Origin of the sequence: Dechloromonas sp. CZR5 (genome assembly GCF_008711155.1) — a bacterium.
Classification (GTDB): Bacteria; Pseudomonadota; Gammaproteobacteria; order Burkholderiales; family Rhodocyclaceae; genus Azonexus.
Window position 1 is genome coordinate 180,841 of record NZ_VUYQ01000005.1, and the last position, 23,011, is coordinate 203,851.

A 23,011-nucleotide genomic window follows, 5' to 3' on the forward strand; every position below is an offset into this window, starting at 1 on the left:
TAATGAACGATCGGTCATTAACGCAAGTTGTATGGGGCAAGGGGAGGCGAGTCGCTACAATGGCATCATGAACCTGACACATGCTTCCTTTGCCGGCCTCGATCTTCTGGCCTCGGCGGTGCTGCTGATCGATGAGGGCCAGATCGTCCGCTACATCAACGCAGCGGGGGAAAACCTGCTGGCGGTGAGCAGTCGCTCGGTCGTCGGCAAGACGCTGGCCTCGTTCTGTACCTGCTCGGCAACCCTGCAGGGGGCGCTGGACAACGGCCTCAACAACAATTGGGGTTACACCGGGCAGAACATCGAACTGCAGCGTTGCGACGGTGAGACTCTGCATATCAATTGCACGGTGACGCCCCTTCGCCCCGATGTGGCGGCCGGCGTGCGGTTGTTGCTCGAGCTGCAGCCCATCGAGCATCACCTGACGGCAACCCGCGAAGAGCGCCTCATCGAGCAGCAGCAGGCCAGCCGCGAATTGATCCGCAATCTGGCGCACGAGATCAAGAATCCGCTGGGCGGAATCCGCGGTGCCGCGCAACTGCTGGAGCACGAACTGGCGCATTTGGCCAATGCGCCGTCGCTCAAGGAATACACGCAGGTCATCATCAAGGAGGCGGACCGCCTGCAGGACCTGATGCAGCGCCTGCTGACCCCGCATCGGGCGATGCTGCCGGCAACGGTCAATATTCACGAGATACTCGAGCGGGTGCGCAGTTTGCTGCGGGCGGAGTTTCTGGGATCGTTGTCGGTCCGCCGGGACTACGACACCAGCCTGCCGGAGTTGGTCGGCGATCGCGAGCAATTGATCCAGGCCGTGCTGAATATCGCACGCAACGCGGCGCAGGCAATGAACGGCGAGGGCGAGATCATCCTGCGGACCCGTTCGCTGCGGCAGGTCACGCTGGCCAAGAAGCGCTATCGCCTGGCGATGGAGATCAAGGTCATCGACAACGGGCCGGGTATCCCGGATGCCATCCGCGAACGGATGTTCTATCCGCTGGTTTCGGGCCGGGAGGGCGGCAGTGGCCTGGGGCTGACCATCGCCCAGAATTTCATCCACCACCATCACGGCAGCATCGATTGTGCCAGTCGGCCGGGTAATACGGTCTTCACGCTGCGCCTCCCCATCGAACAGGCCTGAGTCTTGCTTCGGAAAAGGCCATTCTGACAACGAGATGAGCCAATCAAACATGAAACCGGTCTGGATCGTTGACGACGATCGTTCCATCCGCTGGGTCTTGGAAAAGACCCTCTCCCGCGAGGGCATTCCGTTCAAGAGCTACGCGTCGGCCACCGAGGCCATCTCGCAGCTGGAGCAGGGCATTGAGCCGCCGCAGGTGCTGCTGTCTGACATCCGCATGCCCGGCCAGTCGGGCCTGGAGTTGCTGCAGGAGGTGAAAACCCGCTTTCCGTCGGTGCCGGTCATCATCATGACCGCCTATTCGGATCTCGAAAGTGCCGTTGCCGCTTTTCAGGGCGGGGCCTTTGAATATCTGCCCAAGCCCTTTGACGTCGATCAGGCGGTCGAACTGATTCGCCGTGCCATCGACGAATCGATGCACCAGAACGGTGCGTCCGAAGAGGAAGGGTTGGTCCCAGAGATTCTTGGCCAGGCGCCGGCCATGCAGGAGGTTTTCCGGGCCATCGGCCGCCTGGCGCTGTCGCATGCGACGGTCCTGATCACCGGCGAATCCGGTTCCGGCAAGGAACTGGTCGCTCGCGCCCTGCACCGGCATAGCCCGCGCGCCGACAAGCCCTTCATCGCCATCAACACGGCGGCGATTCCCAAAGATCTGTTGGAGTCCGAACTGTTCGGCCATGAACGGGGAGCCTTTACCGGCGCCCAGGCGCAGCGGCGCGGTCGTTTCGAGCAGGCCGAGGGCGGGACGCTGTTCCTCGACGAAATCGGCGACATGCCGTCCGAGCTGCAGACCCGCCTGTTGCGGGTCCTGTCGGATGGACATTTTTACCGAGTTGGCGGGCATTCGCCGATCAAGGCCAACGTCCGCGTCATCGCGGCAACGCACCAGAATCTGGAAACCCGGGTCAAGGATGGCTTGTTCCGCGAGGATCTTTTCCATCGCCTCAACGTCATCCGCATCCGCCTGCCGGCCTTGCGCGAACGGCGCGAGGACATTCCGCTGCTGACCAGGCACTTCCTGCAGAAGAGTGCGCGCGAACTGGGGGTGGAAGCCAAGCGCCTGTCCGACGCCGCGATCAAGTACCTGGCCGGCTTGGAGTTTCAGGGTAACGTCCGCCAGCTGGAAAACCTGTGCCACTGGCTGACCGTGATGGCGCCGGGGCAGCAGGTGGAGATTGGCGATCTGCCGGCCGAGTTGCGGGAAACCGCCGCGGTGTCGCTGGCGACCGATTGGGAGAGTTCCTTGCAGGGCGAAGTCGAGCGATTGCTGGCGCGTGGCGTGCCGGATGTTCATGGCATGCTGTCGCAGGTCTTCGAGCGTATCCTCATTTCCCAGGCGCTGGCGCACACCGGCGGTCGGCGGATCGAGGCCGCCCAGGCGCTGGGCATTGGCCGCAACACCATTACCCGCAAGATCGCCGAACTGGGGATCGATGGCGGCAAGGAGCATCCGGCGGAGTAAAATCCGCGGCATGACCCTGATCGATCCTGTCTTGCTCAAATCCCGGCTCGGGCAACTGGCCGGGCGTTTCGACGTCGACGCAGTGCACGAATGCGATTCGACCAGCAGCGAACTGATGCGTCGTGCCGACCGCGGCGCACCGGCGGGTAGCGTGGTGGTCGCCGACCGTCAACATGCCGGACGTGGGCGACGCGGTCGCAGCTGGCTGTCCTCGCCGGAGGCCAGTCTGACCTTCTCCGTCCTGTGGCGGTTTCCGGGCGGCGCAACGCGCCTCAGCGGCCTGTCGCTGGCAGTCGGCGTGGCGCTGGCGAGAGCCCTGGAAAGTCTCGGGGCGACCGGCGTTCGCCTGAAGTGGCCGAATGATGTGCTGCTCGAGGCTGACGGTGATTTTGCCAAGCTGGCGGGCATCCTGATCGAGCTGTCGTCGGATCGCAGGGGTGTGCAGACCGTTATCGGCATCGGTCTCAACCTGCGGGCGCCGGCAGCGGCCGATTTGCCGCAGCCGGCTGCCGGATTGTCGTTGGCGGGCGTCAAAGCGGACCGGCACGAGATTCTGGCTGCCATCCTGCTGGAGCTGGCCGGCGTGCTGGATGGTTTTGGCGAGCAGGGTTTTGCCGGCCTGAAGGCTGCCTGGCAGGGCTATCACGCCTGGCAGGGGATGCCGGTGCAGATACTCGGCGATGCCGAAGCGCTCCACGGGCTCTGTCTGGGTGTCGATGACGACGGCTCGCTGCTGCTGGATACCGGCAAGGGCGTGGAGCGCATCATTTCAGGCGATGTCAGCCTTCGCCGGGCGGGGGAACTCCCGGGGGCGGGAACAGCGTGATCGTCTGTCTCGACAGCGGCAACTCCCGGATCAAGTGGGGGGTGCATGATGGAACTGGCTGGCTGGCGCAGGGCGCGGTGACGCATGACCAGCCGGAGTGTCTGACGCAATTGCTGATCGACTGGCCGCAACCGGAGCGGGTAATGCTGGCCAATGTTGCCGGCGCCGAAGCCTATGCGCGGATTCGCCGACAGCTGGCGCCCTGGCATGCCGTTTGGTGCGACGTGAAGTCCTCGCCGGCGGCACAGGGCGTGAGCAACCTTTATGATGCCCCGGAACGGCTGGGAGTCGACCGCTGGTGTGCCCTGATCGGGGCGTGGGCACTGCATCGCTCCCCAGCTGTCGTGGTCATGGCCGGGACGGCGACCACGATCGATACGCTGGATGCCGCCGGCCGTTTTGTCGGCGGTTGCATTCTGCCCGGCGTCGGTCTGATGTTGCGTTCCCTGGCCGGAGGAACGGCCGGACTTCCGTTTGCCGACGGTCAATATTCGCCCTATCCGCGCTGCACCGACGATGCCATTGTCTCCGGTGCGCTGGAGGCGCAGGCGGGCGCCATCGAGCGTGCCTTTGCCCGCTTGCCGGGCGATGCCGGTATCTGCCTGTTGTCTGGCGGCTATGGAAATCGAATATCGCCTTGTCTTGCGATTCCTCACCAACTGGCCGACAATCTGCCTCTCGAGGGTTTAAGACAGATCGCACGCCAAGTGTGACGAAAGAATGGGAAGAGCGTGGAAATCATTTCAGTCAGCGAACTGAAAATCGGGATGTTCGTCAGCGAGCCTGATTGTCCTTGGTCGGATTTTTCCTTCGCGCTGCAAGGCTTTGTCGTTTCGACACCGGATCAGATCGAGATTTTTCGCCGGAAATGCCGCTTCGTATCAATTGATCGCTCGCGCTCCCTCGATGAGCATTACGCGCCGACCAAGCACGGTCGGGACCGGCCGCTCAAGGCTGCGCCGCTGACTGTCGCCGCCAGCGAAGAGTCGGCAACGACAAGGCGGCGCTTCCTTCCTCCGCCCAACGCCGAGCCGCGTCAACTCCGTCGCGTGCGTTTCCTGAATTTCCTCCATGACCAGCAGGAAAGCGAACCCGCCATCGAGCTTGCCGGGGAAATCGCCTATATCGAGCCGCGCTACGAATTGCTGACCAATTCGCTCTTCGATGCCTTCGATGTCATTGCGCGGGGCAAGGAAATCGATCTGGTATCGATTCGCGCCGGTTTGCGCGATATTGCCGGTAGCCTGCAGCGCAATCCGGATGCAGTGCTCTGGCTGTTGCGTCTGAAGCGGCGTGATGAATACAGTTTCGACCATGCCATGGATGTGGCGGTGACGATGTTGATGCTGGGCTCCCACATCGGTTGGCGCGGGCCACAGTTGATCGATCTCGGCATGATCGGCATGTTTCAGGACGTGGGTAAGGTCGAACTGCCCGTCGACCTGCTCAACAAGAAGAGCGAACTGAGCGAGGAAGAGCGGCTGTTGGTGCGTTCGCACGTGGCCAGTTCAATGGAAATCCTGCTTTCCCAGACAAAGGTGGCCAACGATGTGGTTCTTGCCGTCGCTCGTCATCACGAACGATGGGATGGCAGCGGCTATCCGCAGGGCCTGAAGTTCGAGCAGATCGGCAAGCCGGCCGAAATAGCCGGATTGGCCGACTCGTTTTGCGCGATGTTGCGCGACAAACCCTATCGCAACGCGCTCGGCCACCAGGAGGCGCTTGAGGAACTGCACGGCCTGCGCGGCAAACAGTTCAATGGTGCGCTGGTCGAACAGTTTGTCCAATGCGTCGGCCTTTATCCCATCGGCACCCTGGTCGAACTCGATACCGGCGAGGTCGGGGTGGTGATCCAGCAGAACCGGGTACAGCGCTCGAGGCCGCGGATCGTCGTCATGCTTGATGCCGACAAGCAGCGCGTCCGGAACTATCGCGTCATCGACTTGCGTATCGATGCCAACGCCAAATTGCGCATCGCCAAGGCGCTACCGCATAACGCCTATGGTCTGGCAGCCAATGACTACTATCTCGGATAACACCGGCTATATCGACTATGCGGCATTTTCGGTGAGTGCCGACGATCTGCACTCGTTGCGGGCACTCATCGACGTCTGGCGGTTGGCGATGGATCGGGTGGCTGCTCGTTATGCGCCGACCCCCTTGCTCGGGGAGTTCGTCGAGCTGAGCAAGACACTACCGTTGCGCATCGACGAACTCGTCTGGCAACAGCACTGGATGCACGCATGGCACAAATTGAGCCGCCGGGGATTTTCGTCGGCGGATCTCTTCGGGTTCTTCAGTCACGCAATGGCCGAAGCCGAGATGGAGCTGTTCGACGGACTGCCCCAGGTTGGGCGCGTGCAGCTCAAGTTGTTCGCCATTCTGCGGCGCTGTGTCGTGGCAGCCGTCAGTTGCGCGATCGAAGTGGGCGAAGAGGCGCATGGAACGGATGCCGGGTTGCCGGGCGAGTGGGCCGCCATGCGCGCCTTGCGCGAGTGCGGGGAGAGCGGCCGACAGGTGGCTGTGCTTTCCGTTTCGATGATCAACCGCCACGCCCGTTCTCACCTGACGGCCAGTGATCTGCAAAGCCTCCCCGCGCTGTTGTCCGAACAGCTGGGACGCCTGCTCAGGCCGCAAGACCTGGCTTTTGTCGGACACGAGGGAGAATGGCTGTTGCTGCTGACGGATGTTTATTCGATGGCTCAGCCTGCCCTGGCGGCAACCCAGATCGCGCGGGTCTTCGATCACCCTGTGCGCTTGCTCGGCGGGCGTGCCGTTTCGCTCGATACGGCCATCGGTATCGCTCTCTTTCCCGATCACGGCGGCGATCCCGAGGAGGTTATCCAGGCAGCCCGCCTGGCACGTTCGAGCCTGCTCGTCAGCGGCGAACCCTTCACGATGTTCGACTGGATGATGAAAGTCGATTGGCAGGCGCGCCATCAGTTGTCCGAGGAGCTTCGCGAAGCCTTGCGCACGGATCGCCTGCAACTGTATCTGCAACCGCAGGTAGAGCTGGGTGGCGAAACGCGTTGCGTCGGGGCCGAACTCCTGCTGCGTTGGCGACGCAGCAACGGGGAATGGGTGCAGCCCCCTCTGATCATCGAATTGATCGAGGAATACGGCTGGCGCTCACAGCTCACCGACTGGCTGGTGAGGGCGGCTCTGCGCTGCAGTGCGGAACTGGAAGCCGAAGGCATCGAAATGCCGTTGTCGTTGAACCTGACGGCCGGAGACCTGATCGACAGTGATTTGCCGGAACTGGTCGGGCAATGCCTGGAGACCTGGCAGCTTCCGGCCGAGCGTTTCACCTTCGAATTGACCGAATCGGCGATGATGTACGACCGCCAGCGCAGCCTGGATATCATGATGCGGCTGCGCAATATGGGCATACGCTTCGCGCTCGATGATTTCGGCACCGGTTATTCATCATTGAGTTATCTGGCGACCTTGCCGGTCGACGAGATCAAGATCGACCGCTCGTTCATCGATGGCATGCTGTCGTCGGTGGACAAGTTGCGTATCGTCAAGACCATCGTCGACCTGACGCACGACCTGGGTATGCTCTCCCTGGCCGAAGGGGTCGAAGTGGTCGGGCAGTGCGATGAACTCCGGGCGCTCGGTTGTACCCGGGTGCAGGGCTATCTGTACGGCAAACCCATGCCGATTGCCGCATTCATCGACTGGTATCGCGCTTTTCGGGCTTGAACAAAGCGCGCCCAGCGGAGACAATCCGCTGTCATTTCGCTCTCCCGGGGTGTTTTCATGTTCGATCCGGTCATCAACAGCTTGCCCGCGTTCGCCGGCTACTTCGCTACCGCATTGGCCCTGCTTGCCTTGTTCGTCGTCCTCTATCTGTTCACGACGCCTTATAACGAAATGGCCCTGATCCGCGAGGGCAACACTGCCGCCGCCGTCAGTCTGGGCGGTGCCATGATCGGCTATGCCTTGCCGATCGCAGTGTCCGTAGCGACCAGCCACAACATCGCCAGCATGGTCGGCTGGGGTGTGGTTGCCTGCATCGTGCAACTGCTGGCTTATATCGTGGCGCGTCTGGTGCTGCCGCAAATCGTGCAAAACATCCCGCTCGGCAAGGTGGCCTCGGGCATTTTCCTCGCTTCGCTTTCGCTCGGCACCGGCATCCTGAATGCCGGCTGCATCATCTGATCACACAAGGAGATAGTCATGGCACTGATGGATTTCATCAAGAAACAGTTTATCGACATCCTGCAGTGGACCGAAGATGGCGACGGCACGCTGGCCTGGCGTTTTCCGATGGCCGAGATGGAGATACAGAACGGCGCCAGCCTGACGGTGCGCGAGTCGCAGGTCGCCATGTTCGTCAACGAAGGGCAGATCGCCGATGTGTTCGGCCCCGGGATGTACAAGCTGACGACCCAGACCCTGCCGGTCCTCACCTATCTGAAGAACTGGGACAAGCTGTTCGAGTCCCCGTTCAAGAGCGATGTCTATTTCTTCTCGACGCGCACCCAACTCGATCAGAAATGGGGGACACCCAACCCGATCACCATCCGCGACAAGGAATTCGGCATTGTCCGGATGCGGGCTTTCGGCATCTATGCCTATCATCTGACCGATCCCAAGGTTTTCTACCAGAAGATTTCCGGTACGCGCGACGTGTATTCCCGCGAGGAACTGGAAGGGCAGCTGCGCAACACCATTGTGGCCGGTATGACCGACCTGTTCGGCGAGTCGGGCAGTTCCTTCGTCGACATGGCCGGCAATCAGGACGAATTCGGCATGGCGATGATGGTCAAGATGAAGCCGGTGTTCGCCGAATACGGCCTGACGCTGGATTCGCTGGTCGTCCAGAACGTTTCGCTGCCCGAAGAGCTGCAGAAGGTTCTCGACCAGAAGATCGGCATGAACATGGTCGGCGACATGCAGCGTTACACCCAGTACCAGGTCGCCAACAGCATTCCTGATGCGGCGAAGAACGAAGGCGGCATGGCTGCCATGGGCGTTGGCCTGGGGGCCGGTGTCGGATTCGGCCAGGTCGTCGGTCAGGCAATGGCCTCCGCCATGCAGCCGGCTGCGGGTGCCGCGCCGACAACCGGCACGGTATCGGCCGACGACGTGGTGTCGACATTGGAAAAGCTGCATGGTCTGGTGGCCAAAGGCATTCTGAGCCAGGCCGAATTCGATGCGAAGAAGGCGGAACTGCTCAAGAAGCTGAACTGATCGGCGGTCGATGGCCCTGTCCGCCTCCTGTCCATCCTGTGGTGCGCCGGTCCTCTTCAAGTCGGCCTCGTCGATCTTCGCCGTTTGCGCGTATTGCCAGAGCACGCTGGTCCGCCACGATCAGGCGCTGGAAGATATCGGCAAGATGGCGGCGCTGGTCGAGGATCGCTCGCCGCTGCAACTGGGCTCGGAGGGGCAATACAAGGGCGTGCATTTCGCCCTGATCGGACGCATCCAGCTCAAGTACAGCCAAGGCACCTGGAATGAGTGGCATCTGTTGTTCGACGACATGCGAACAGGCTGGCTGTCAGAGGCCAGTGGAGAGTATGTACTCACCTTCATGGAGCAGGCCCGGGAGCCGCTCCCAGCGTTTGCGGCGCTGAAAATCGGCCAGCGGCTTCAGGTGGCCAGCCGGGCATGGACGGTCAGCAACCTCGAAAATGCCGAATGTATCGCCGGACAGGGCGAGTTGCCGTTCAAGGTCGGTGCCGGCTACCCTGTGGCGGCGGCCGATCTGCGCAACGAAAGCCATTTTGCTACCCTGGATTATTCCGAGACGCCGCCCCTGTTCTTTGTCGGCGAGGCGGTCGAATTCAAATCCCTGCGCATGGCGAACCTGCGCGACGGGATGGCGTTACCGGATCGCACGGTTCCGGTACAGGTATTCCGCTGCCCGGCCTGCGGGGTGCCGATGCAGGCCCGTTCGAAGGACATCGTTGCCGTCGGCTGCGCCAGTTGTGGCATCGTGGTCGATACGACCGACCGGAACTACAAGGTGCTCTCCAAGGGGGCGGCCATGCGGGAAGCGCCGTATGTACCCCGCCTGCCGCTCGGCAGCAAGGGAAGCCTCGAAGGAAAGCCGGCGGAAGTGATTGGTTTTCTGGTCAAGCGCAGTGTCGAGGCAGGCATGAGCTACGCCTGGCGCGAATACCTGCTGGCCGGCGAAAACGGAACCTACCGCTGGCTGACCGAATACAACGGCCACTGGAATATTGTCGACGTGCTCTCCCGGCCGCCGGCAACCACCAAGGTGCTCGAGGTGACCGGGGTGAGTTTCGGTGGTCGGCATTTCAAGCATTTTGCGACGACCGACCGCGCCGAGGTGGTTCAGGTTCAGGGGGAATTTACCTGGAAGGTCCAGAGGGGAGAAACCAATCGTGTCGATGATTTTGTCGCGCCGCCGTTGATGCTGTCGCGGGAGCGAAGCGGCAAGGACATGAGCTGGTCGCAAGGGTGCTACGTCCAGCCCGCTACGATCGCCTCCGCGTTCGGCTTGCCGGGAGGGCTGCCCGAGCCGCTAGGTGTCTTTGCCAATCAGCCTAACCCATGGGCCGATACAACGCGGCGCATCTGGTTGCTGTTCGCCAAACTCCTGCTGGCGGCCGTTCTGGTGCAAGCATTCTTCATGCTCGTTTCTCCCGAAAAGCTGTTGTTGCGCCAGGACTTCACGTTCGAGCCGCGCAGCAACGAGGAGGTGCAGACCCGGGAGTTCCAGATAACCGGCAAGCCGCGCAAGATAGCCGTCCGCCAATCGACTTCGCTGGACAACAACTGGATCGGCATCGACCTGCTGCTGGTGAACAAGACAACCGGTACCGCCTGGCCGGCGGCACGGGAGTTGTCGTACTACTGGGGCTACGACGACGGTAGCTGGACCGAGGGGAGCCGGAACGACGAGGTCGTGTTCCTGAACATTCCGGCCGGAACCTACTACCTGACGCTCGATCCGGACATGGCGCCGGACAAGTACGTTGCCGTGCGCGATCAGCTCGAGGTCGTGACGCCGCGGACCGGCTGGTCTAATCTCGTATTGCTGACCCTGTTCCTGCTGGTTTTTCCGGTATTCGCGACCCTGCGCCGCGCCGCGTTCGAAACCCGGCGCTGGGCGGAAAGCGACCACGCACCAGCGGGCAGCGACGACTCCGGCGGAGATGACGACTGATGTTCGATAAATTCAATCTGATCGCCGGCATCTTTGCGGTCGTGCTCTTCGCCTATGCACAGCAACAAGGCTGGAGCCTGTTCGACAACGTGGCGAATTCGGGACACGGCAGTTCGGGTAGCAGCCGCAGCTATCACAAGTAGCCACTCGCCGCGCAAGCCCGCAGCACTGAAATCGTACCGAATGGCCCGGCCAACTGATCCATCGCCTACCGCTTGCTACTTGAAAAAAATAGTGAAAACGTTAAGTTATGGTTTGTTTCAAGAAATGACTTTAGCTTGATGCGCCTTTTTTCGTTTGTACCCGTTTGCCTCGTCGTTGTGTTGCTTGCTGCTTGCAGCGGCCCGGGGCCGCGTTCGACCGCAACAACCGAGCCGGCAGAGCAATCCGCCCGTGCCGGCAGCGACAAAGGCAACGAAATCGTTTTCTACGCCATGGGCCTGATCGATACCGGTTATCGTTTTGGCGGCAAGAACCCCGAGGCGGGCCTCGATTGCAGCGGCATGGTCAGCTATATCTACGGCCAGGCAGCCGGCTTGAAGGTTCAGGGCAGTGCGGCCGACATTGCCCGCAGCAGCAGGCCGGTCGACAGGAATTCCCTGCGTCCCGGCGATCTTGTTTTCTTCAATACCCTGAATCGCTCGTTTTCGCACGTCGGCATTTATATCGGCGACACGCGCTTCATTCATGCGCCGTCGAGCAATGGCAAGGTACGTATCGATCGCTTGAGCGACGCTTACTACGCCCGACGTTTCGAGGCTGCCCGCACCTTCTTCGACTAGTCCGCGCGCCATGTTGCTCCTCATTGCCGGGCGGCTGGCGACTCGCTCGCCCCGGCCCGGTGACGCCGCCATGGACGCACGGCATCACAGCGGGTAGAATGCCTCCCTCCCAAGCGCCCATAGCTCAGCTGGATAGAGTACTGCCCTCCGAAGGCAGGGGTCGTGCGTTCGAATCGCGCTGGGCGCGCCAAGCATTTCCGAAACGGCACTTCGTCACGAAGTGCCGTTTTGCATTTCGGGGAACGGATTCCTTCCGGACCTAGAGATTGCCGCTTTCGTATGCCGAGAGCGTGACGCCGGCATGGGTCAGGACTTCGCGGATACTCTTGATGTCGGTCCGGCTGCAGGTGCTGCTGTTGTGCGGATGGTGCAGAAAGGCCTCGACCTTGTTCAGCGTGACCTTGAAGCGGGCGCCATGCGAGGGTTCGATATCGGCGCCGAGGTGGTGGAGCAGGGATTCGATCTCGCGCCAGTGGATGTTTGCCGAGGGCGGGTCCTGGAAGATGCTGCGCATCAGGTGGGCATGCTTGTGACTCATGATGAAGCTCCAAGCGGTTTGTGCTTCACCATTCTATGCCTTCGTCGGCGGGGGCGTTAGGCAAAAACGATTTTCAGCAGGGCCAGTGCGAACAAAGTGTACCCGGCCGCAACAAGATCGTCGGCCATGACCCCGAAGCCGTTCTTGACGTGTTCGTCGAAGTAACGCGCGGGCTGCGGCTTGGTGATGTCGAAATAGCGGAAGAGCATGAAGGCGGCGAGCTGCCAGAAGAAAGTATCCGGCGTCATCAGCAGCACCAGCCAGAAGGGTACGATCTCGTCCCAGACGATGCTGCCGTGGTCGGGGTCACCCAGCGCCCTGCCAGTGACGTCGATGAACCAGATGCCGCCGAGATAGGCAGCGGCCAGCAGGCCGAGCAGCGGCAATTCCTCGAAATAGGGGCGGAAGAGCACGAAGCTCAGCCACGCGAACAACGTGCCGAAGGTGCCCGGGGCCTTGGGGGCCAGGCCGCTGCCGCAACCCAGCGCGAAGAAGTGCGCCGGGTGGGCGAGCAGGAAGGCGAAATCCGGCTTACGCGGCAAAGTGGTCGTATCCGTGACGGTCGAATGAGACCGGATTGAAGTCCGGGTCGTAGACCGTGACTGCACCGGCCTCGCCGGCAACGATCTCGCCGATGTGCCAGAGCGGCAACTCCAGGCGGGCCGCGATCTGCGCGATGGTCAGGCTGAGCGAGCCTGGTGCGGTGAAACACAGTTCGTAGTCGTCGCCGCCGGCCACCTGGCATTCGAGTGCGATGCGGCGCAAGTCGGCATCGTAGGTTCCGCCGCTTCCGGCCAGATCCTTCAGTTGCGGCAACTGGACCAGCTTGACGGCAGCGGCGCAGCCCGAGCGTTCGCAGATATGACCAAGATCGGCGAGCAGGCCGTCGGAGACGTCGATGGCGGCGGTGGCGATGCCAACCAGCGCCTGCCCGAGAGCGACCCGGGGACGCGGTCTTTCCAGTGCCGCAATGCACAGGCGCGGCCAGGGAGCCGGTAATTCAATCTTGCCCTGCAGGTGGGCGAGGCCCAGTGCGGCGAGGCCGGGGCGGCCGGAAACCCAGATCTGGTCGCCGACCTGGGCGCCGTCGCGACGCAGGGCACGGCCCGGCTCGACTTCGCCCATGGCGGTGATGCAGACGTTGAGCGGCCCCTTGGTGGTGTCGCCGCCGATCACGTCGACGTCGTATTCCCTGGCACAGGCGAAGAAGCCATCGGCGAAGGCGGCGATCCACGCTTCGTCGACCGTCGGCAGGGCGCCGGCCAGCGTCACCCAGCGCGGCGTGGCACCCATGGCGGCGAGGTCGGAGAGGTTGACGGCCAGCGCCTTCCAGCCGAGGTTCTTCGGGTCGGTGTCGGGCAGGAAGTGCGTACCGGCGACCAGCATGTCGGTGGTGACCGCCAGTTGTTTGCCGGGTGTAGTCTGGACCAGCGCGCAGTCGTCACCGGGGCCGAGAACAGCCGAGGGCGTAGGCCGGGCGAAATACTTGTCGATCAGCGCGAATTCGCCGGCCATCGCCTTACTTTTTGGCTTGCTTGCGGGCGGCGACTTCGTCCGGGCGCAGGATGGCAGCGACCTTGTCGAGCACGCCGTTCACGTATTTGTGGCCGTCGGTGCCGCCAAACGCCTTGGTTAGCTCGATGGCTTCGTTGATGATCACGCGGTAAGGCGTTTCCGGGTGGTTCAGCATCTCGAAGGTGCCGAGCATCATGACGCAGGCTTCGATCGGCGACAGTTCGCCGAAGGGGCGGTCGATATGGACGGCGACGCGCTCGACCAGCGTGGCCTGCTGGCCGATCACGCCGCGCAGCGTACCGACGAAGAAATCGCGGTCGGCCTTGGCGAAACCTTCCATTTCCGGTGCGTAGGCTTCGATGGCGGCTTCGTCGGCGCCACCGACACGCCACTGGTACAGGCCCTGCAGCACGAACTCGCGGGCCCGGCGGCGAGCCGATTTGGGGGGCGCCTTGACGTCTTGGGGATGTTCGCTGTCGCTCTGGAAGGTGGTCATTGGTTCAGGGCCTTTTGCAGGTTGGCCATCTCGACGGCAGCCTGGGCGCAGTCGGCACCCTTCGGCTGCATGCGGACTTCGGCCTGTTCGTCGGTGTCGCAGGTCAGGATGCCGTTGGCGATGGGGACGCCGGTATCCAGTTGCACTTCCATGATGGCACGGCAGGCGTCGTTGGAGACGACCTCGAAATGATAAGTGTCGCCGCGGATGACGGCGCCGAGCGCCACCAGCGCATCGAAGCTGCCACTCTGCGCCATGGTTTGCAGCACCAGCGGCGCTTCCAGAGCGCCGGGCACGGTGGCGATGGTCATGTCGGCATCGGCCACGCCGAGGCGCTTCAGTTCGGCGATGCAGGAGGAGAGCAGGCCTTCGCAGACCGGCAGGTTGAAGCGACACATCACGACGCCGACCTTGAGGCCGGCACCGTTCAGGTTGCTGTCGAATTCGAAAACATTGTCGAAGCGGGACATGGTTTAGAGCTCCGCAGGAGAAGAGACGAAGCCGGTCACTTCGAGGTCGAAGCCGGCCATGGAAGGCATCTTGCGCGGGCTGGAGAGCAGGCGCATCTTGGTCACCCCGAGGTCGCGCAGGATCTGGGCGCCGATGCCGTAGCTGCGCGGGTCCCACTTGGCCGGGGTGCTCGGGGCGGTGCCGGTGAGGCGGGTGAGGATCGCCTCGCCATCTTCCGGACGGTGCATCAGCACGATGGCGCCGTGGCCGTTCCGGGCCAGCGCCGCCTGGGCTTGATCAATGGAGAAAGCCTGGCGCTTGCTGGCCGGATCGAGGAAATCGAGTACCGACAGCGGCTCATGGACGCGGACCAGCGTTTCGCCCCCGGCCGGGATCGTACCCTTGACCAGCGCCAGGTGCGTCGCGCCGCTGGCCTGGTCGACGAAGGCGTGCAGCGTGAATTCGCCGTGCGCGGTGGCAATGGGTTTGCTCGTCATGCGCTTGACCAGTGTTTCGGACGAAGCGCGGTAATGGATCAGGTCGGCGATGGTGCCGATCTTGATGCCATGTTCCTTGGCGAACTCGATCAGCTCGGGCAGGCGTGCCATCGTGCCGTCGTCGTTCATGATTTCGCAGATGACCGAGGCGGGCTCCAACCCGGCCATGCCGGCCAGGTCGCAACCGGCTTCGGTGTGGCCTGCGCGAACCAGCACGCCGCCTTCGCGGGCGGTGATCGGGAAAACGTGGCCGGGTTGCACGATGTCGTCGGCGACAGCGTTCTTGGCCACCGCGACCTGGATGGTCTTGGCACGGTCGGCGGCGGAAATGCCGGTGGTGACGCCTTCGGCGGCCTCGATGGAGACGGTGAAGGCGGTGCCGTAGACGGTCCCGTTGCTGCGTGCCATCTGGGTCAGGCCCAGCTTTTTGCAGCGTTCGGCGGTCAAGGTCAGGCAGATCAGGCCGCGGCCGTACTTGGCCATGAAATTGATGGCTTCCGGCGTGATGTGCTCGGCGGCCATGACGAGGTCGCCTTCGTTCTCGCGGTCTTCTTCATCGACCAGCACGACCATGCGGCCGGCCTTGAGTTCGGCGACGATTTCGGCGGTGCTGGCAATGGCTTGATGGGGGGGCATGGGGGTATTCCGGGGAACAGCAGAAGGGGAGCTATTTTCGCAGAAACAGCGCGTTAGCACATGACTTTAGTGAGCGACAGGCTATTTAGGGCAGGTAGGCTTCGACCTGGATGCGCAGGCGGACCTCGTCGCCAATGAAGGGCAAGCCGTTGTTCAGGCCGAAGTCGGAGCGGCGCAGGCTGGCCTGTGCGTCGGCGCCGCAGCCGCGCTTGCGGTTGGCCAGATTGAGTCCGCACTTGAAGCGAAGGATTTCCAGGCGTATCGGGCGGACTTCGCCGCGCATGACCAGGTTGCCGTCGACAGCGCTGAGTTTGTCGCCGTCGAAGATCAGTTTCTGGCTGCGAAACAGGATGTCGGGGAACGAGCGCGTATCGAACCAGTCTTCGCCGCGCAACACGTTGTCGCGCAGGTCGAGGCCGGTGTCGAGCGATGCCGCGTCGATGCGGATGTCGATATGGCCGCTCTTTCGTTCGGGGTCGAATTCGACCGTTCCGCTGCTGCGGTTGAATTGCCCGCGCTGCATCGAGAAGCCGAGGTGGTCGATCTCGAAACTGGCGTAGGTGTGGCCGGGGTCGATGACATATTCGGTGGCCTGGGCACAGGTGACCGAGGCAGTCAGCAACAGGGCGGGAATCAGGCGACAGGTGAACATGGGTTTTGTCTTGTGCAGCGGTGTCCCTCTGACCGTGCGGGTGCTGCGTCGTTCCGCGCATTTCAGGTAGCATCGCTGCCCATGCGTCATGCCCTTCTCTTTTCCGTCTTCGTCATTGCCTCCTGCGGCCTGGCCTACGAGTTGATCGCCGGCGCCCTGTCGTCCTATCTGCTGGGCGATTCGGTGATGCAGTTTTCGACGGTGATCGGCACCTACCTGTTCGCCATGGGGGTCGGTTCCTGGCTGTCCAGGTACATTACCCGCGACCTGATCGGCCGCTTCATCCAGATCGAACTGATGGTGGGCCTGCTCGGCGGCTTCTCGGCGGTCGGCTTGTTCCTGGTCTTCACCTGGCTGTCGGCTCCGTTCAAGCTGGTGCTTTATCTCGTGGTGTTCGGCGTCGGTGTGCTGGTCGGGCTGGAGATTCCGCTGGTCATGCGCATCCTCAAGCGCGAGCTGGCGTTCAAGGATCTGGTATCGCAAGTGCTGACCTTCGATTATCTGGGGGCGCTGGCGGTATCCATCCTGTTTCCGCTGATCCTGGCGCCGCACCTGGGCATGGTGCGTACCGGGCTGTTGTTCGGCCTGCTCAACGTCGGGGTCGCGTTATGGGCGCTGCATCTGTTCCGGGAGCAGTTGCCGGCCCATCGCGCGCTGCTGGCGCAGAGCTGGGGAGTATTCGGCTTGCTGCTGGCCGGTTTTGCCGGCGCCGGCCAACTGACGAGCATGGCCGAAGCGCATGTGTATGCCGACGAAATCGTCCATGCCGAGTCGACGCCCTATCAGCGTATTGTCGTCACCCGCTGGCGCGACGACCTGCGCCTGTTCCTGAACAACAATCTGCAATTTTCGTCGCACGACGAATACCGCTATCACGAGGCGCTGGTCCATCCCGGCCTGTCCAGCCTGCCCGGAGCGAAGCGCGTGCTCGTCCTGGGCGGTGGCGATGGTCTCGCAGTGCGTGAAATCCTGAAGTATCCGGGGGTCGAGTCGGTCACCCTGGTCGATCTCGATCCCGGCATGACCGACCTGTTCTCGACGGCCCCGGCGCTGGTGGCCCTGAATGAGGGGGCGCTGAAATCGGATCGGGTGACCGTCGTCAATGCCGATGCCGTGCAGTGGCTGGAGGAGAGCAGGGATTACTTCGATTTCATCGTCATCGACTTTCCCGATCCGTCGAATTTCGCGCTCGGCAAGCTGTATACCGCGGCCTTCTACCGCCTGATCGAAAAGCGCCTGTCGGCCAACGGCTTGCTGGTTGTCCAGTCGACATCGCCGCTTTATGCCCGGCAGTCGTTCTGGTGCGTGGTGACGACGCTGGAAAGCGTTGGCTTCAAAACTTCGCCTTACCACACGCAAGTGCCGTCGTTCGGCGAGTGGGGCTATATCCTTGCCGGGCGACGATCTTTCGTTCCGGGGGGGCTCGAACTGCCGAAGACGCGTTACCTGACGCCCCAGATCATCCCGGGAATGTTCGTCTTTCCGGCCGATATGGGACGGGTGCCGGCTGAGGTCAATCAGTTGAATAACCAGGTTCTGGTGCGCTACTTCGAGGCCGAGTGGCGCAAGGTCATTCGCTAGCGGAGCGGCATTCCTTCAGGTAGGCGAGCGTTTCGTCGAAGGGCATGGGCTTGCTGTACAGGTAGCCCTGCAGGACGTCGCAGCCGAGGTGGGTCAGGAAGGCGCGCTGTGCTTCCGTCTCCACCCCTTCGGCGACCAGTTCGAGGCCGAGGCTGTGTCCCAGCGCAATCGTGGCGGTACAGATGGCGGCATCGTTGGGGTCGGTTTCGATATCGGTGACGAAGGAGCGGTCGAGCTTCAGGCGGTTGATCGGCAAGTGCTTGAGGTAGGCCAGCGACGAGTATCCCGTCCCGAAGTCGTCGATGGCCAGCATGATGCCCATGGCGGATAGCTGGTCGAGAATCGACAAGGTGATTTCCGGATTCTGCATGGCCGTGCTTTCCGTCACCTCGAGTTCGATGTCCTGAGGCTTCAGGTCATAGCAGGCCAGGGCGCCCTGAATGAGCAGCAGCAGGTTTTCGTGGCGGAGCTGTTGCGCCGAGATATTGATCGCCAAGCGCACGTCGTCGATGCCGTGGGTGCGCAGCTGGTGGGTGATCCGGCAGGCTTCCCAGATTACCCAGTCGCCCAGCGGCTGGATCAGGCCGGTTTCTTCGGCAATCGCCACGAAGCGCATGGGCGAGACCATGCCATAGGTCGGGCTTGTCCAGCGTAGCAGAGCCTCCAGGCCAACAACGCGGCCTGTTGTCGTATCGATCTGCGGCTGCAGGTGCAGCGAGAATTCGCAGTTTTCGGGGGAGATGGACGAGATTGCCTGGCGCAGCTCGTTTTCCAGCTGCAGACGTTCGCCGGCCGCTTCGTTCATTCGCGAGGCGTAGAACTGATGGTTGTTCCGGCCGGCGTTCTTGGCGTGGTACATCGCTGAGTCCGCATTGCGCAGCAGGATGCCCGGATCGGTGCCGTCGCCCGGATAGAGGCTGATGCCGATGCTGGGCGTGGTGTACAGCAGGTGCTCGCCCACCCAGTAGTTCTCGGCAACGGCAACCTGGATCTTGTTGGCGACCCGGGCGGCTGTCTGCGGGCCTTCGATCTCGGGCAGAACGACAACGAACTCATCGCCGCCGAGGCGGGCGACGAGGTCGCTGGCGCGTACCGACTCGCGCAGCCGACGGGCAACCTGCTGCAGCAGTTCATCGCCGGTGTGGTGTCCCAGGGTGTCGTTGATGTTCTTGAAATTGTCGAGATCGATCAACATCAGGGCCAGCTGGCGGCCTTCCCGTTCGCAGACGCGCAGGGCGTGGGCGAGTTGGGACTCGAAGGCCAGGCGGTTGGGTAGATGGGTCAGGACGTCATGGTAGGCGAGCTGGGCCAGCCTGTCGGCCGCCTGCTTGCTGGCGCTGATGTCGGTGAAATTGGCGACGTAGTTGCTGATCAGGCCGCTGGCGTTGCGGACGACCGAGATGCACAGCCATTTCGGGTAAATGCTGCCGTCCTTGCGCCTGTCCCATATTTCGCCTTCCCAGGCATCGTACTGGGAAAGGCTTTCCCACATGCCGTTGTAGAACTCGGGGCCGGCATTGCCGGAGGCCAGGATGCGGGGATTCTGGCCGATCACTTCCGCGGCCGTGTAGCCGGTCAGTCGCGTGAAGGCTGCGTTGGCCGCGATGATCCGGTTTTCCTTGTCGGAAATGAGCACCGCTTCGTGGCTTTGCTCATAGGCACGCCACAAGATGGCTGACGAGAGCGGAAAGCCGTCGTCGGCATCGGTCGGCGGCGGCTTTTCCGGGGGCAGCATCGGTGGCGGAGCTTAGACGTTGAACAGGAAGTTCAGGACGTCGCCGTCCTTGACGACATATTCCTTGCCTTCGGCGCGCATCTTGCCGGCTTCCTTGGCGCCGGTTTCGCCCTTGTAGGCGATGAAGTCGTCGAAAGCGATGGTCTGGGCGCGGATGAAGCCGCGCTCGAAGTCGGTGTGGATCACCCCAGCCGCCTGCGGTGCGGTGTCGCCGGCATGGATGGTCCACGCGCGGACTTCCTTGACCCCGGCCGTGAAATAGGTCTGCAGGCCGAGCAGCGTGTAGCCGGCGCGGATCAGGCGATCGAGGCCGGCTTCGTGCAGGCCCATCGACTCCAGGAAATCGACCTTGTCGGCGTCGTCGAGGTCGGCAATTTCGGCTTCGATCGAGGCGCACAGCGCGACGATCTGCGAGCCTTCCTCGGCGGCGTGGGCTTCCACCTTGGCCAGCAGCGGGTTGTCGGTGAAGCCGTCTTCGGCCACGTTGGCGGCGTAGAGCACCGGCTTGGCGGTGATCAGGCAGAAGGGCTTCAGGCTGGCCCATTCCTCCTTGGAGAGGTCGAGCGCGCGCACGGCCTTGCCCTGGTCGAGCTGGGCGAAGCATTTCTCCAGCACGGCGACCAGGATCTTGGCTTCCTTGTCCCCCGAGTTTGCCGGGCGCTTGTAGCGGTTCAGCGCCTTCTCGACGGTCGCCATGTCGGCCAGGGCCAGTTCGGTATCGATGACTTCGATGTCGCGCAGCGGATCGACGCTGCCGGAGACGTGGATCACGTTCGGGTCATCGAAGCAGCGCACGACATGCACGATGGCGTCGGTTTCGCGGATGTTGGCCAGGAACTGGTTGCCCAGGCCTTCGCCCTTGGAGGCGCCGGCAACCAGGCCGGCGATATCAACGAACTCGACGATGGCCGGCTGGATTTTCTGCGGCTTGACGATCTCGGACAGCTTGGCGAGGCGCGGATCCGGCACTTCGACGATGCCGACGTTCGGTTCGATGGTACAGAAGGGGTAGTTTTCAGCCGCGATGCCCGACTTGGTCAGGGCGTTGAAGAGGGTGGATTTGCCGACGTTGGGCAGGCCGACGATACCGCATTTCAGAGACATGTTTTTTCCTTAAACGGCTTTGCCGTGCAACTGTTGCTGGGCGCCGGCAAAGTCCCCGGCAGAGAGTTTGGGCCAGGCCAGCTGGCAACGGTGCAGCGCCTGTTCGATATCCGGCAATTCTTCCTTGCGCGGTTGATGCAATACAAAATCGGCGACCTGCTGCGCCAGGCCGAGGGTGCGCGGATGGCCGATGCCGAGGCGCAGACGCCAGAAATCGGGGGTGCCGAGCTTGGCCTGAATGTCCTTCAGACCGTTATGGCCGCCATTCCCGCCGCCTTGCTTGAGGCGGATACCGCCCGGCGGCAGGTCCAGTTCGTCATGCACGACCAGAATCTCGGCCGGCGCAATCTTGTAGAAATTGGCCAGCGCCGCGACCGCCTGGCCGGAGCGGTTCATGAAGGTGGTCGGCTGCAGTAGCCAGAGCTCGCCGGCACGGCCGGCGCGACCGTAGAACTTGCCCTGCGGGGCAAGGGACACCTTCAGCTTGTCGGCCAGCTGGTCGACAAACCAGAACCCCACATTGTGGCGGGTGGCTTCGTATTCGGGGCCCGGGTTGCCGAGGCCGACGATGAGACGGGGAGCGGTCATGCGTACAGTCGTGAAAAGGCCGCCGGGGCAGAAAGCCTGCGGCGGCCAAAGTATAGCGGAGCGCGCGGATTACTCGGCGGCAGCTTCGCCTTCGGCAGCCTGGGCGCCGCCCTTGCCGACGATGCTGACGACGATCGGATCGTCGCTGCCGTGCTGGACGAGCTTGACGCCCTTCGGCAGCTTGACTTGCGAAGCGTGGATGTTGTCGCCGACGTTCAGGGCGCCGAGGTCAACTTCGATGAACTCCGGCAGGTCCTTGGCCAGACAGTGGACATCCAGTTCGGTGGTGACGTGGTTCACCAGGCCGCCATTCAGCTTGACACCCGGACCGGCTTCTTCGTTGGTGAAGTGCAGCGGTACCTTGATGTGCAATTCGTGGGTGGCATCGACGCGCTGGAAGTCGATGTGCAGGATCAGCTGCTTGTAGGCGTGCGTCTGGTAATCGCGCAGCAGGACTTGTTCCTTCTTGCCGTCGATGACGAGAGTGATGATGGAAGAGTAGAAGGCTTCCTTCTTCATCTTCAGCAGCAGGTCGTTGTGGTGGGTTTCGATGGCGACCGGAGCGGCCTCACCACCGTAGACGATGCCGGGCACCGTGCCGGCGCGACGCAGGCGGCGGCTCGCACCCGTTCCCTGCAACGACCGCGCATTGGCGATAACTTCGAATTGCATGTTGATACTCCAGAATGTTTCCCGGTCCGCGACCAGAACGGGAAGGTTAAAAAAACTTAATCGATGAACAGCGACGAGACGGAGTCGTCGTTGCTGATGCGGCGAATGGTTTCGGCCATGATCTCGGCGACCGACAGCTGGCGGATGCGCGGCGAAGCGGCGGCATCATCGCGCAGCGGAATGGTGTCGGTAACGACCAGGGCGTCGAGGTCGGACGTATTCACGCGCTCGACAGCCGGGCCGGACAGGACCGGGTGGGTACAGTAGGCGACGACCTTCTTGGCGCCGTTGGCCTTCAGGGCGGTGGCGGCCTTGCACAGGGTGCCGGCGGTGTCGACCATGTCGTCCATGATGATGCAGGTGCGGCCGTCGACTTCGCCGATGATGTTCATGACTTCCGAGACATTGGCCTTCGGACGACGCTTGTCGATGATTGCCAGGTCGCATTCGAGGCGCTTGGCCAGCGAACGGGCGCGGACGACGCCGCCGTGGTCGGGCGAGACGACCATCGGGTTTTCGTAATTCTGCTTCTTGATGTCGTCGAGCAGGATGGGCAGGGCGTAGATGTTGTCGACCGGAATGTCGAAGAAGCCCTGGATCTGTTCGGCGTGCAGGTCCATGGTCAGCACGCGGTCGACGCCGGAGGCGACGAGCATGTTGGCGACCAGCTTGGCGGCGATGGGCACGCGCGAGGAGCGCGAGCGGCGGTCCTGGCGGGCATAGCCGAAATACGGGATGGCGGCGGTGATGCGGCCGGCCGAGGCGCGCTTCAGCGAATCAACGATAACCAGCAGTTCCATCAGGTTGTCGTTGGTCGGGGCGCAGGTGGATTGCAGCACGAAGATGTCGCGGCCGCGAACGTGTTCCTGGAGTTCGACGGATACTTCGCCGTCGGAGAAGCGACCGACATTGGCGCGACCCAGGTCGACATTGAGCTGTTCAGCGACGTCGGCGGCCAGTTTGGGGTTGGCGTTGCCGGTGAAGACCATCAGGCTGTTGTAGGCCATTTCCACATCCCTTCGGACTCGATGCATGCGCACTGCATTTTTGCCCGCCACAATGAAAATCGGGCAGGCTTTTGACGACCTGCCCGAAGGAAGCTTGGCTGGGGAAGAAGGATTCGAACCTTCGAATGCCGGAATCAAAATCCGGTGCCTTGACCAACTTGGCGACTCCCCAACGGGTCACTTGAACG

Annotated in this window: 24 protein-coding genes and 2 tRNA genes; 13 read left to right on the forward strand and 13 right to left on the reverse strand. The window is 62.5% G+C overall.

From position 1 onward, the window contains the following. Positions 1 to 67 precede the first annotated feature (67 nt). The 12 genes from glnL to F1002_RS14655 all read left to right on the forward strand — a co-directional run bounded on the left by glnL (position 68) and on the right by F1002_RS14655 (position 11,542). Positions 68 to 1,141 (forward strand): nitrogen regulation protein NR(II), encoded by a 1,074-nt coding sequence (gene glnL, locus F1002_RS14605; protein ID WP_150429782.1) that lies wholly within the window; start codon positions 68 to 70, stop codon positions 1,139 to 1,141. A 49-nt stretch (positions 1,142 to 1,190) separates the two neighbouring features. After that, the gene (gene ntrC, locus F1002_RS14610; protein ID WP_150429783.1) at positions 1,191 to 2,603 is read left to right on the forward strand and encodes a nitrogen regulation protein NR(I); all 1,413 of its coding nucleotides are present in this window, start codon (positions 1,191 to 1,193) and stop codon (positions 2,601 to 2,603) included. Positions 2,604 to 2,613: 10 nt separating this feature from the next. Further along, a complete protein-coding gene (locus F1002_RS14615) occupies positions 2,614 to 3,429 on the forward strand; it encodes a biotin--[acetyl-CoA-carboxylase] ligase (protein ID WP_150429784.1) in 816 nt (271 codons plus the stop codon). Beyond that, positions 3,426 to 4,142: a type III pantothenate kinase gene (locus F1002_RS14620; RefSeq protein ID WP_150429785.1), complete on the forward strand. Its 717-nt coding sequence runs from the start codon at positions 3,426 to 3,428 to the stop codon at positions 4,140 to 4,142. The genes F1002_RS14615 and F1002_RS14620 overlap by 4 nt, the downstream gene beginning before the upstream one ends. An 18-nt stretch (positions 4,143 to 4,160) precedes the next feature. Then, positions 4,161 to 5,465, forward strand: coding sequence for an HD-GYP domain-containing protein (locus tag F1002_RS14625; protein WP_150429786.1), 1,305 nt, complete (start codon positions 4,161 to 4,163; stop codon positions 5,463 to 5,465). Then, positions 5,446 to 7,134, forward strand: a complete 1,689-nt coding sequence (locus F1002_RS14630; protein ID WP_191090416.1) for a bifunctional diguanylate cyclase/phosphodiesterase — start codon at positions 5,446 to 5,448, stop codon at positions 7,132 to 7,134. Before F1002_RS14625 ends, F1002_RS14630 begins: the two co-directional genes overlap by 20 nt. 57 nt (positions 7,135 to 7,191) lie before the next feature. Beyond that, a complete protein-coding gene (locus tag F1002_RS14635; protein WP_150429788.1) occupies positions 7,192 to 7,593 on the forward strand; it encodes a DUF350 domain-containing protein in 402 nt (133 codons plus the stop codon). A gap of 18 nt (positions 7,594 to 7,611) precedes the next feature. Then, positions 7,612 to 8,628: an SPFH domain-containing protein gene (locus F1002_RS14640; protein WP_150429789.1), complete on the forward strand. Its 1,017-nt coding sequence runs from the start codon at positions 7,612 to 7,614 to the stop codon at positions 8,626 to 8,628. A gap of 10 nt (positions 8,629 to 8,638) precedes the next feature. After that, entirely contained in the window at positions 8,639 to 10,570 is a 1,932-nt protein-coding gene (locus F1002_RS14645) for a DUF4178 domain-containing protein (protein ID WP_150429790.1), read from the forward strand. After that, positions 10,570 to 10,713, forward strand: coding sequence for a hypothetical protein (locus F1002_RS21030; RefSeq protein ID WP_191090417.1), 144 nt, complete (start codon positions 10,570 to 10,572; stop codon positions 10,711 to 10,713). Before F1002_RS14645 ends, F1002_RS21030 begins: the two co-directional genes overlap by 1 nt. Before the next feature lie 138 nt (positions 10,714 to 10,851). Further along, positions 10,852 to 11,352, forward strand: coding sequence for a C40 family peptidase (locus F1002_RS14650; protein WP_150429791.1), 501 nt, complete (start codon positions 10,852 to 10,854; stop codon positions 11,350 to 11,352). Between the two features lie 113 nt (positions 11,353 to 11,465). Beyond that, positions 11,466 to 11,542, forward strand: a tRNA-Arg gene (locus F1002_RS14655). Between the two features lie 69 nt (positions 11,543 to 11,611). Here F1002_RS14655 and F1002_RS14660 read toward each other — a convergent pair. From F1002_RS14660 to F1002_RS14690, 7 genes are all read right to left on the reverse strand, one after another. After that, positions 11,612 to 11,890: a type II toxin-antitoxin system HicA family toxin gene (locus F1002_RS14660; RefSeq protein WP_150429792.1), complete on the reverse strand. Its 279-nt coding sequence runs from the start codon at positions 11,888 to 11,890 to the stop codon at positions 11,612 to 11,614. A 56-nt stretch (positions 11,891 to 11,946) separates the two neighbouring features. Further along, the gene (locus tag F1002_RS14665; protein ID WP_191090418.1) at positions 11,947 to 12,432 is read right to left on the reverse strand and encodes a phosphatidylglycerophosphatase A; all 486 of its coding nucleotides are present in this window, start codon (positions 12,430 to 12,432) and stop codon (positions 11,947 to 11,949) included. Beyond that, the gene (gene thiL / locus F1002_RS14670) at positions 12,422 to 13,405 is read right to left on the reverse strand and encodes a thiamine-phosphate kinase (protein ID WP_150429793.1); all 984 of its coding nucleotides are present in this window, start codon (positions 13,403 to 13,405) and stop codon (positions 12,422 to 12,424) included. The genes F1002_RS14665 and thiL overlap by 11 nt, the downstream gene beginning before the upstream one ends. A 4-nt stretch (positions 13,406 to 13,409) precedes the next feature. Then, a complete protein-coding gene (gene nusB / locus F1002_RS14675; RefSeq protein WP_150429794.1) occupies positions 13,410 to 13,901 on the reverse strand; it encodes a transcription antitermination factor NusB in 492 nt (163 codons plus the stop codon). Then, positions 13,898 to 14,371, reverse strand: coding sequence for a 6,7-dimethyl-8-ribityllumazine synthase (ribH, locus tag F1002_RS14680; protein ID WP_046535934.1), 474 nt, complete (start codon positions 14,369 to 14,371; stop codon positions 13,898 to 13,900). The genes nusB and ribH overlap by 4 nt, the downstream gene beginning before the upstream one ends. Positions 14,372 to 14,374: 3 nt before the next feature. Further along, the gene (ribBA, locus tag F1002_RS14685; protein ID WP_150429795.1) at positions 14,375 to 15,484 is read right to left on the reverse strand and encodes a bifunctional 3,4-dihydroxy-2-butanone-4-phosphate synthase/GTP cyclohydrolase II; all 1,110 of its coding nucleotides are present in this window, start codon (positions 15,482 to 15,484) and stop codon (positions 14,375 to 14,377) included. Positions 15,485 to 15,569: 85 nt separating this feature from the next. Further along, positions 15,570 to 16,136 (reverse strand): YceI family protein, encoded by a 567-nt coding sequence (locus F1002_RS14690; protein WP_191090419.1) that lies wholly within the window; start codon positions 16,134 to 16,136, stop codon positions 15,570 to 15,572. A gap of 81 nt (positions 16,137 to 16,217) precedes the next feature. Between F1002_RS14690 and F1002_RS14695 the strand changes: the two genes are divergently transcribed. After that, on the forward strand, positions 16,218 to 17,717 hold the full coding sequence (locus F1002_RS14695) for a polyamine aminopropyltransferase (RefSeq protein WP_150429797.1): 1,500 nt from the start codon (positions 16,218 to 16,220) through the stop codon (positions 17,715 to 17,717). Here F1002_RS14695 and F1002_RS14700 read toward each other — a convergent pair. From F1002_RS14700 to F1002_RS14725, 6 genes are all read right to left on the reverse strand, one after another. Next, positions 17,707 to 19,452 (reverse strand): bifunctional diguanylate cyclase/phosphodiesterase, encoded by a 1,746-nt coding sequence (locus F1002_RS14700; RefSeq protein ID WP_150429798.1) that lies wholly within the window; start codon positions 19,450 to 19,452, stop codon positions 17,707 to 17,709. The two genes, F1002_RS14695 and F1002_RS14700, sit on opposite strands and share 11 nt — an antisense overlap. A 12-nt stretch (positions 19,453 to 19,464) precedes the next feature. Beyond that, on the reverse strand, positions 19,465 to 20,556 hold the full coding sequence (ychF, locus tag F1002_RS14705) for a redox-regulated ATPase YchF (RefSeq protein WP_150429799.1): 1,092 nt from the start codon (positions 20,554 to 20,556) through the stop codon (positions 19,465 to 19,467). A 9-nt stretch (positions 20,557 to 20,565) separates the two neighbouring features. Further along, entirely contained in the window at positions 20,566 to 21,144 is a 579-nt protein-coding gene (pth, locus tag F1002_RS14710; RefSeq protein ID WP_150429800.1) for an aminoacyl-tRNA hydrolase, read from the reverse strand. 69 nt (positions 21,145 to 21,213) lie between these two features. Beyond that, positions 21,214 to 21,816 carry a 50S ribosomal protein L25/general stress protein Ctc gene (locus F1002_RS14715; protein ID WP_150429801.1) on the reverse strand — a complete coding sequence of 201 codons (603 nt, stop codon included), beginning with the start codon at positions 21,814 to 21,816 and terminating at the stop codon, positions 21,214 to 21,216. 56 nt (positions 21,817 to 21,872) lie between these two features. Then, on the reverse strand, positions 21,873 to 22,823 hold the full coding sequence (locus tag F1002_RS14720) for a ribose-phosphate pyrophosphokinase (RefSeq protein WP_150429802.1): 951 nt from the start codon (positions 22,821 to 22,823) through the stop codon (positions 21,873 to 21,875). Between the two features lie 95 nt (positions 22,824 to 22,918). Next, a tRNA-Gln gene (locus F1002_RS14725) sits at positions 22,919 to 22,995 on the reverse strand. Between the last annotated feature and the right edge of the window lie 16 nt (positions 22,996 to 23,011).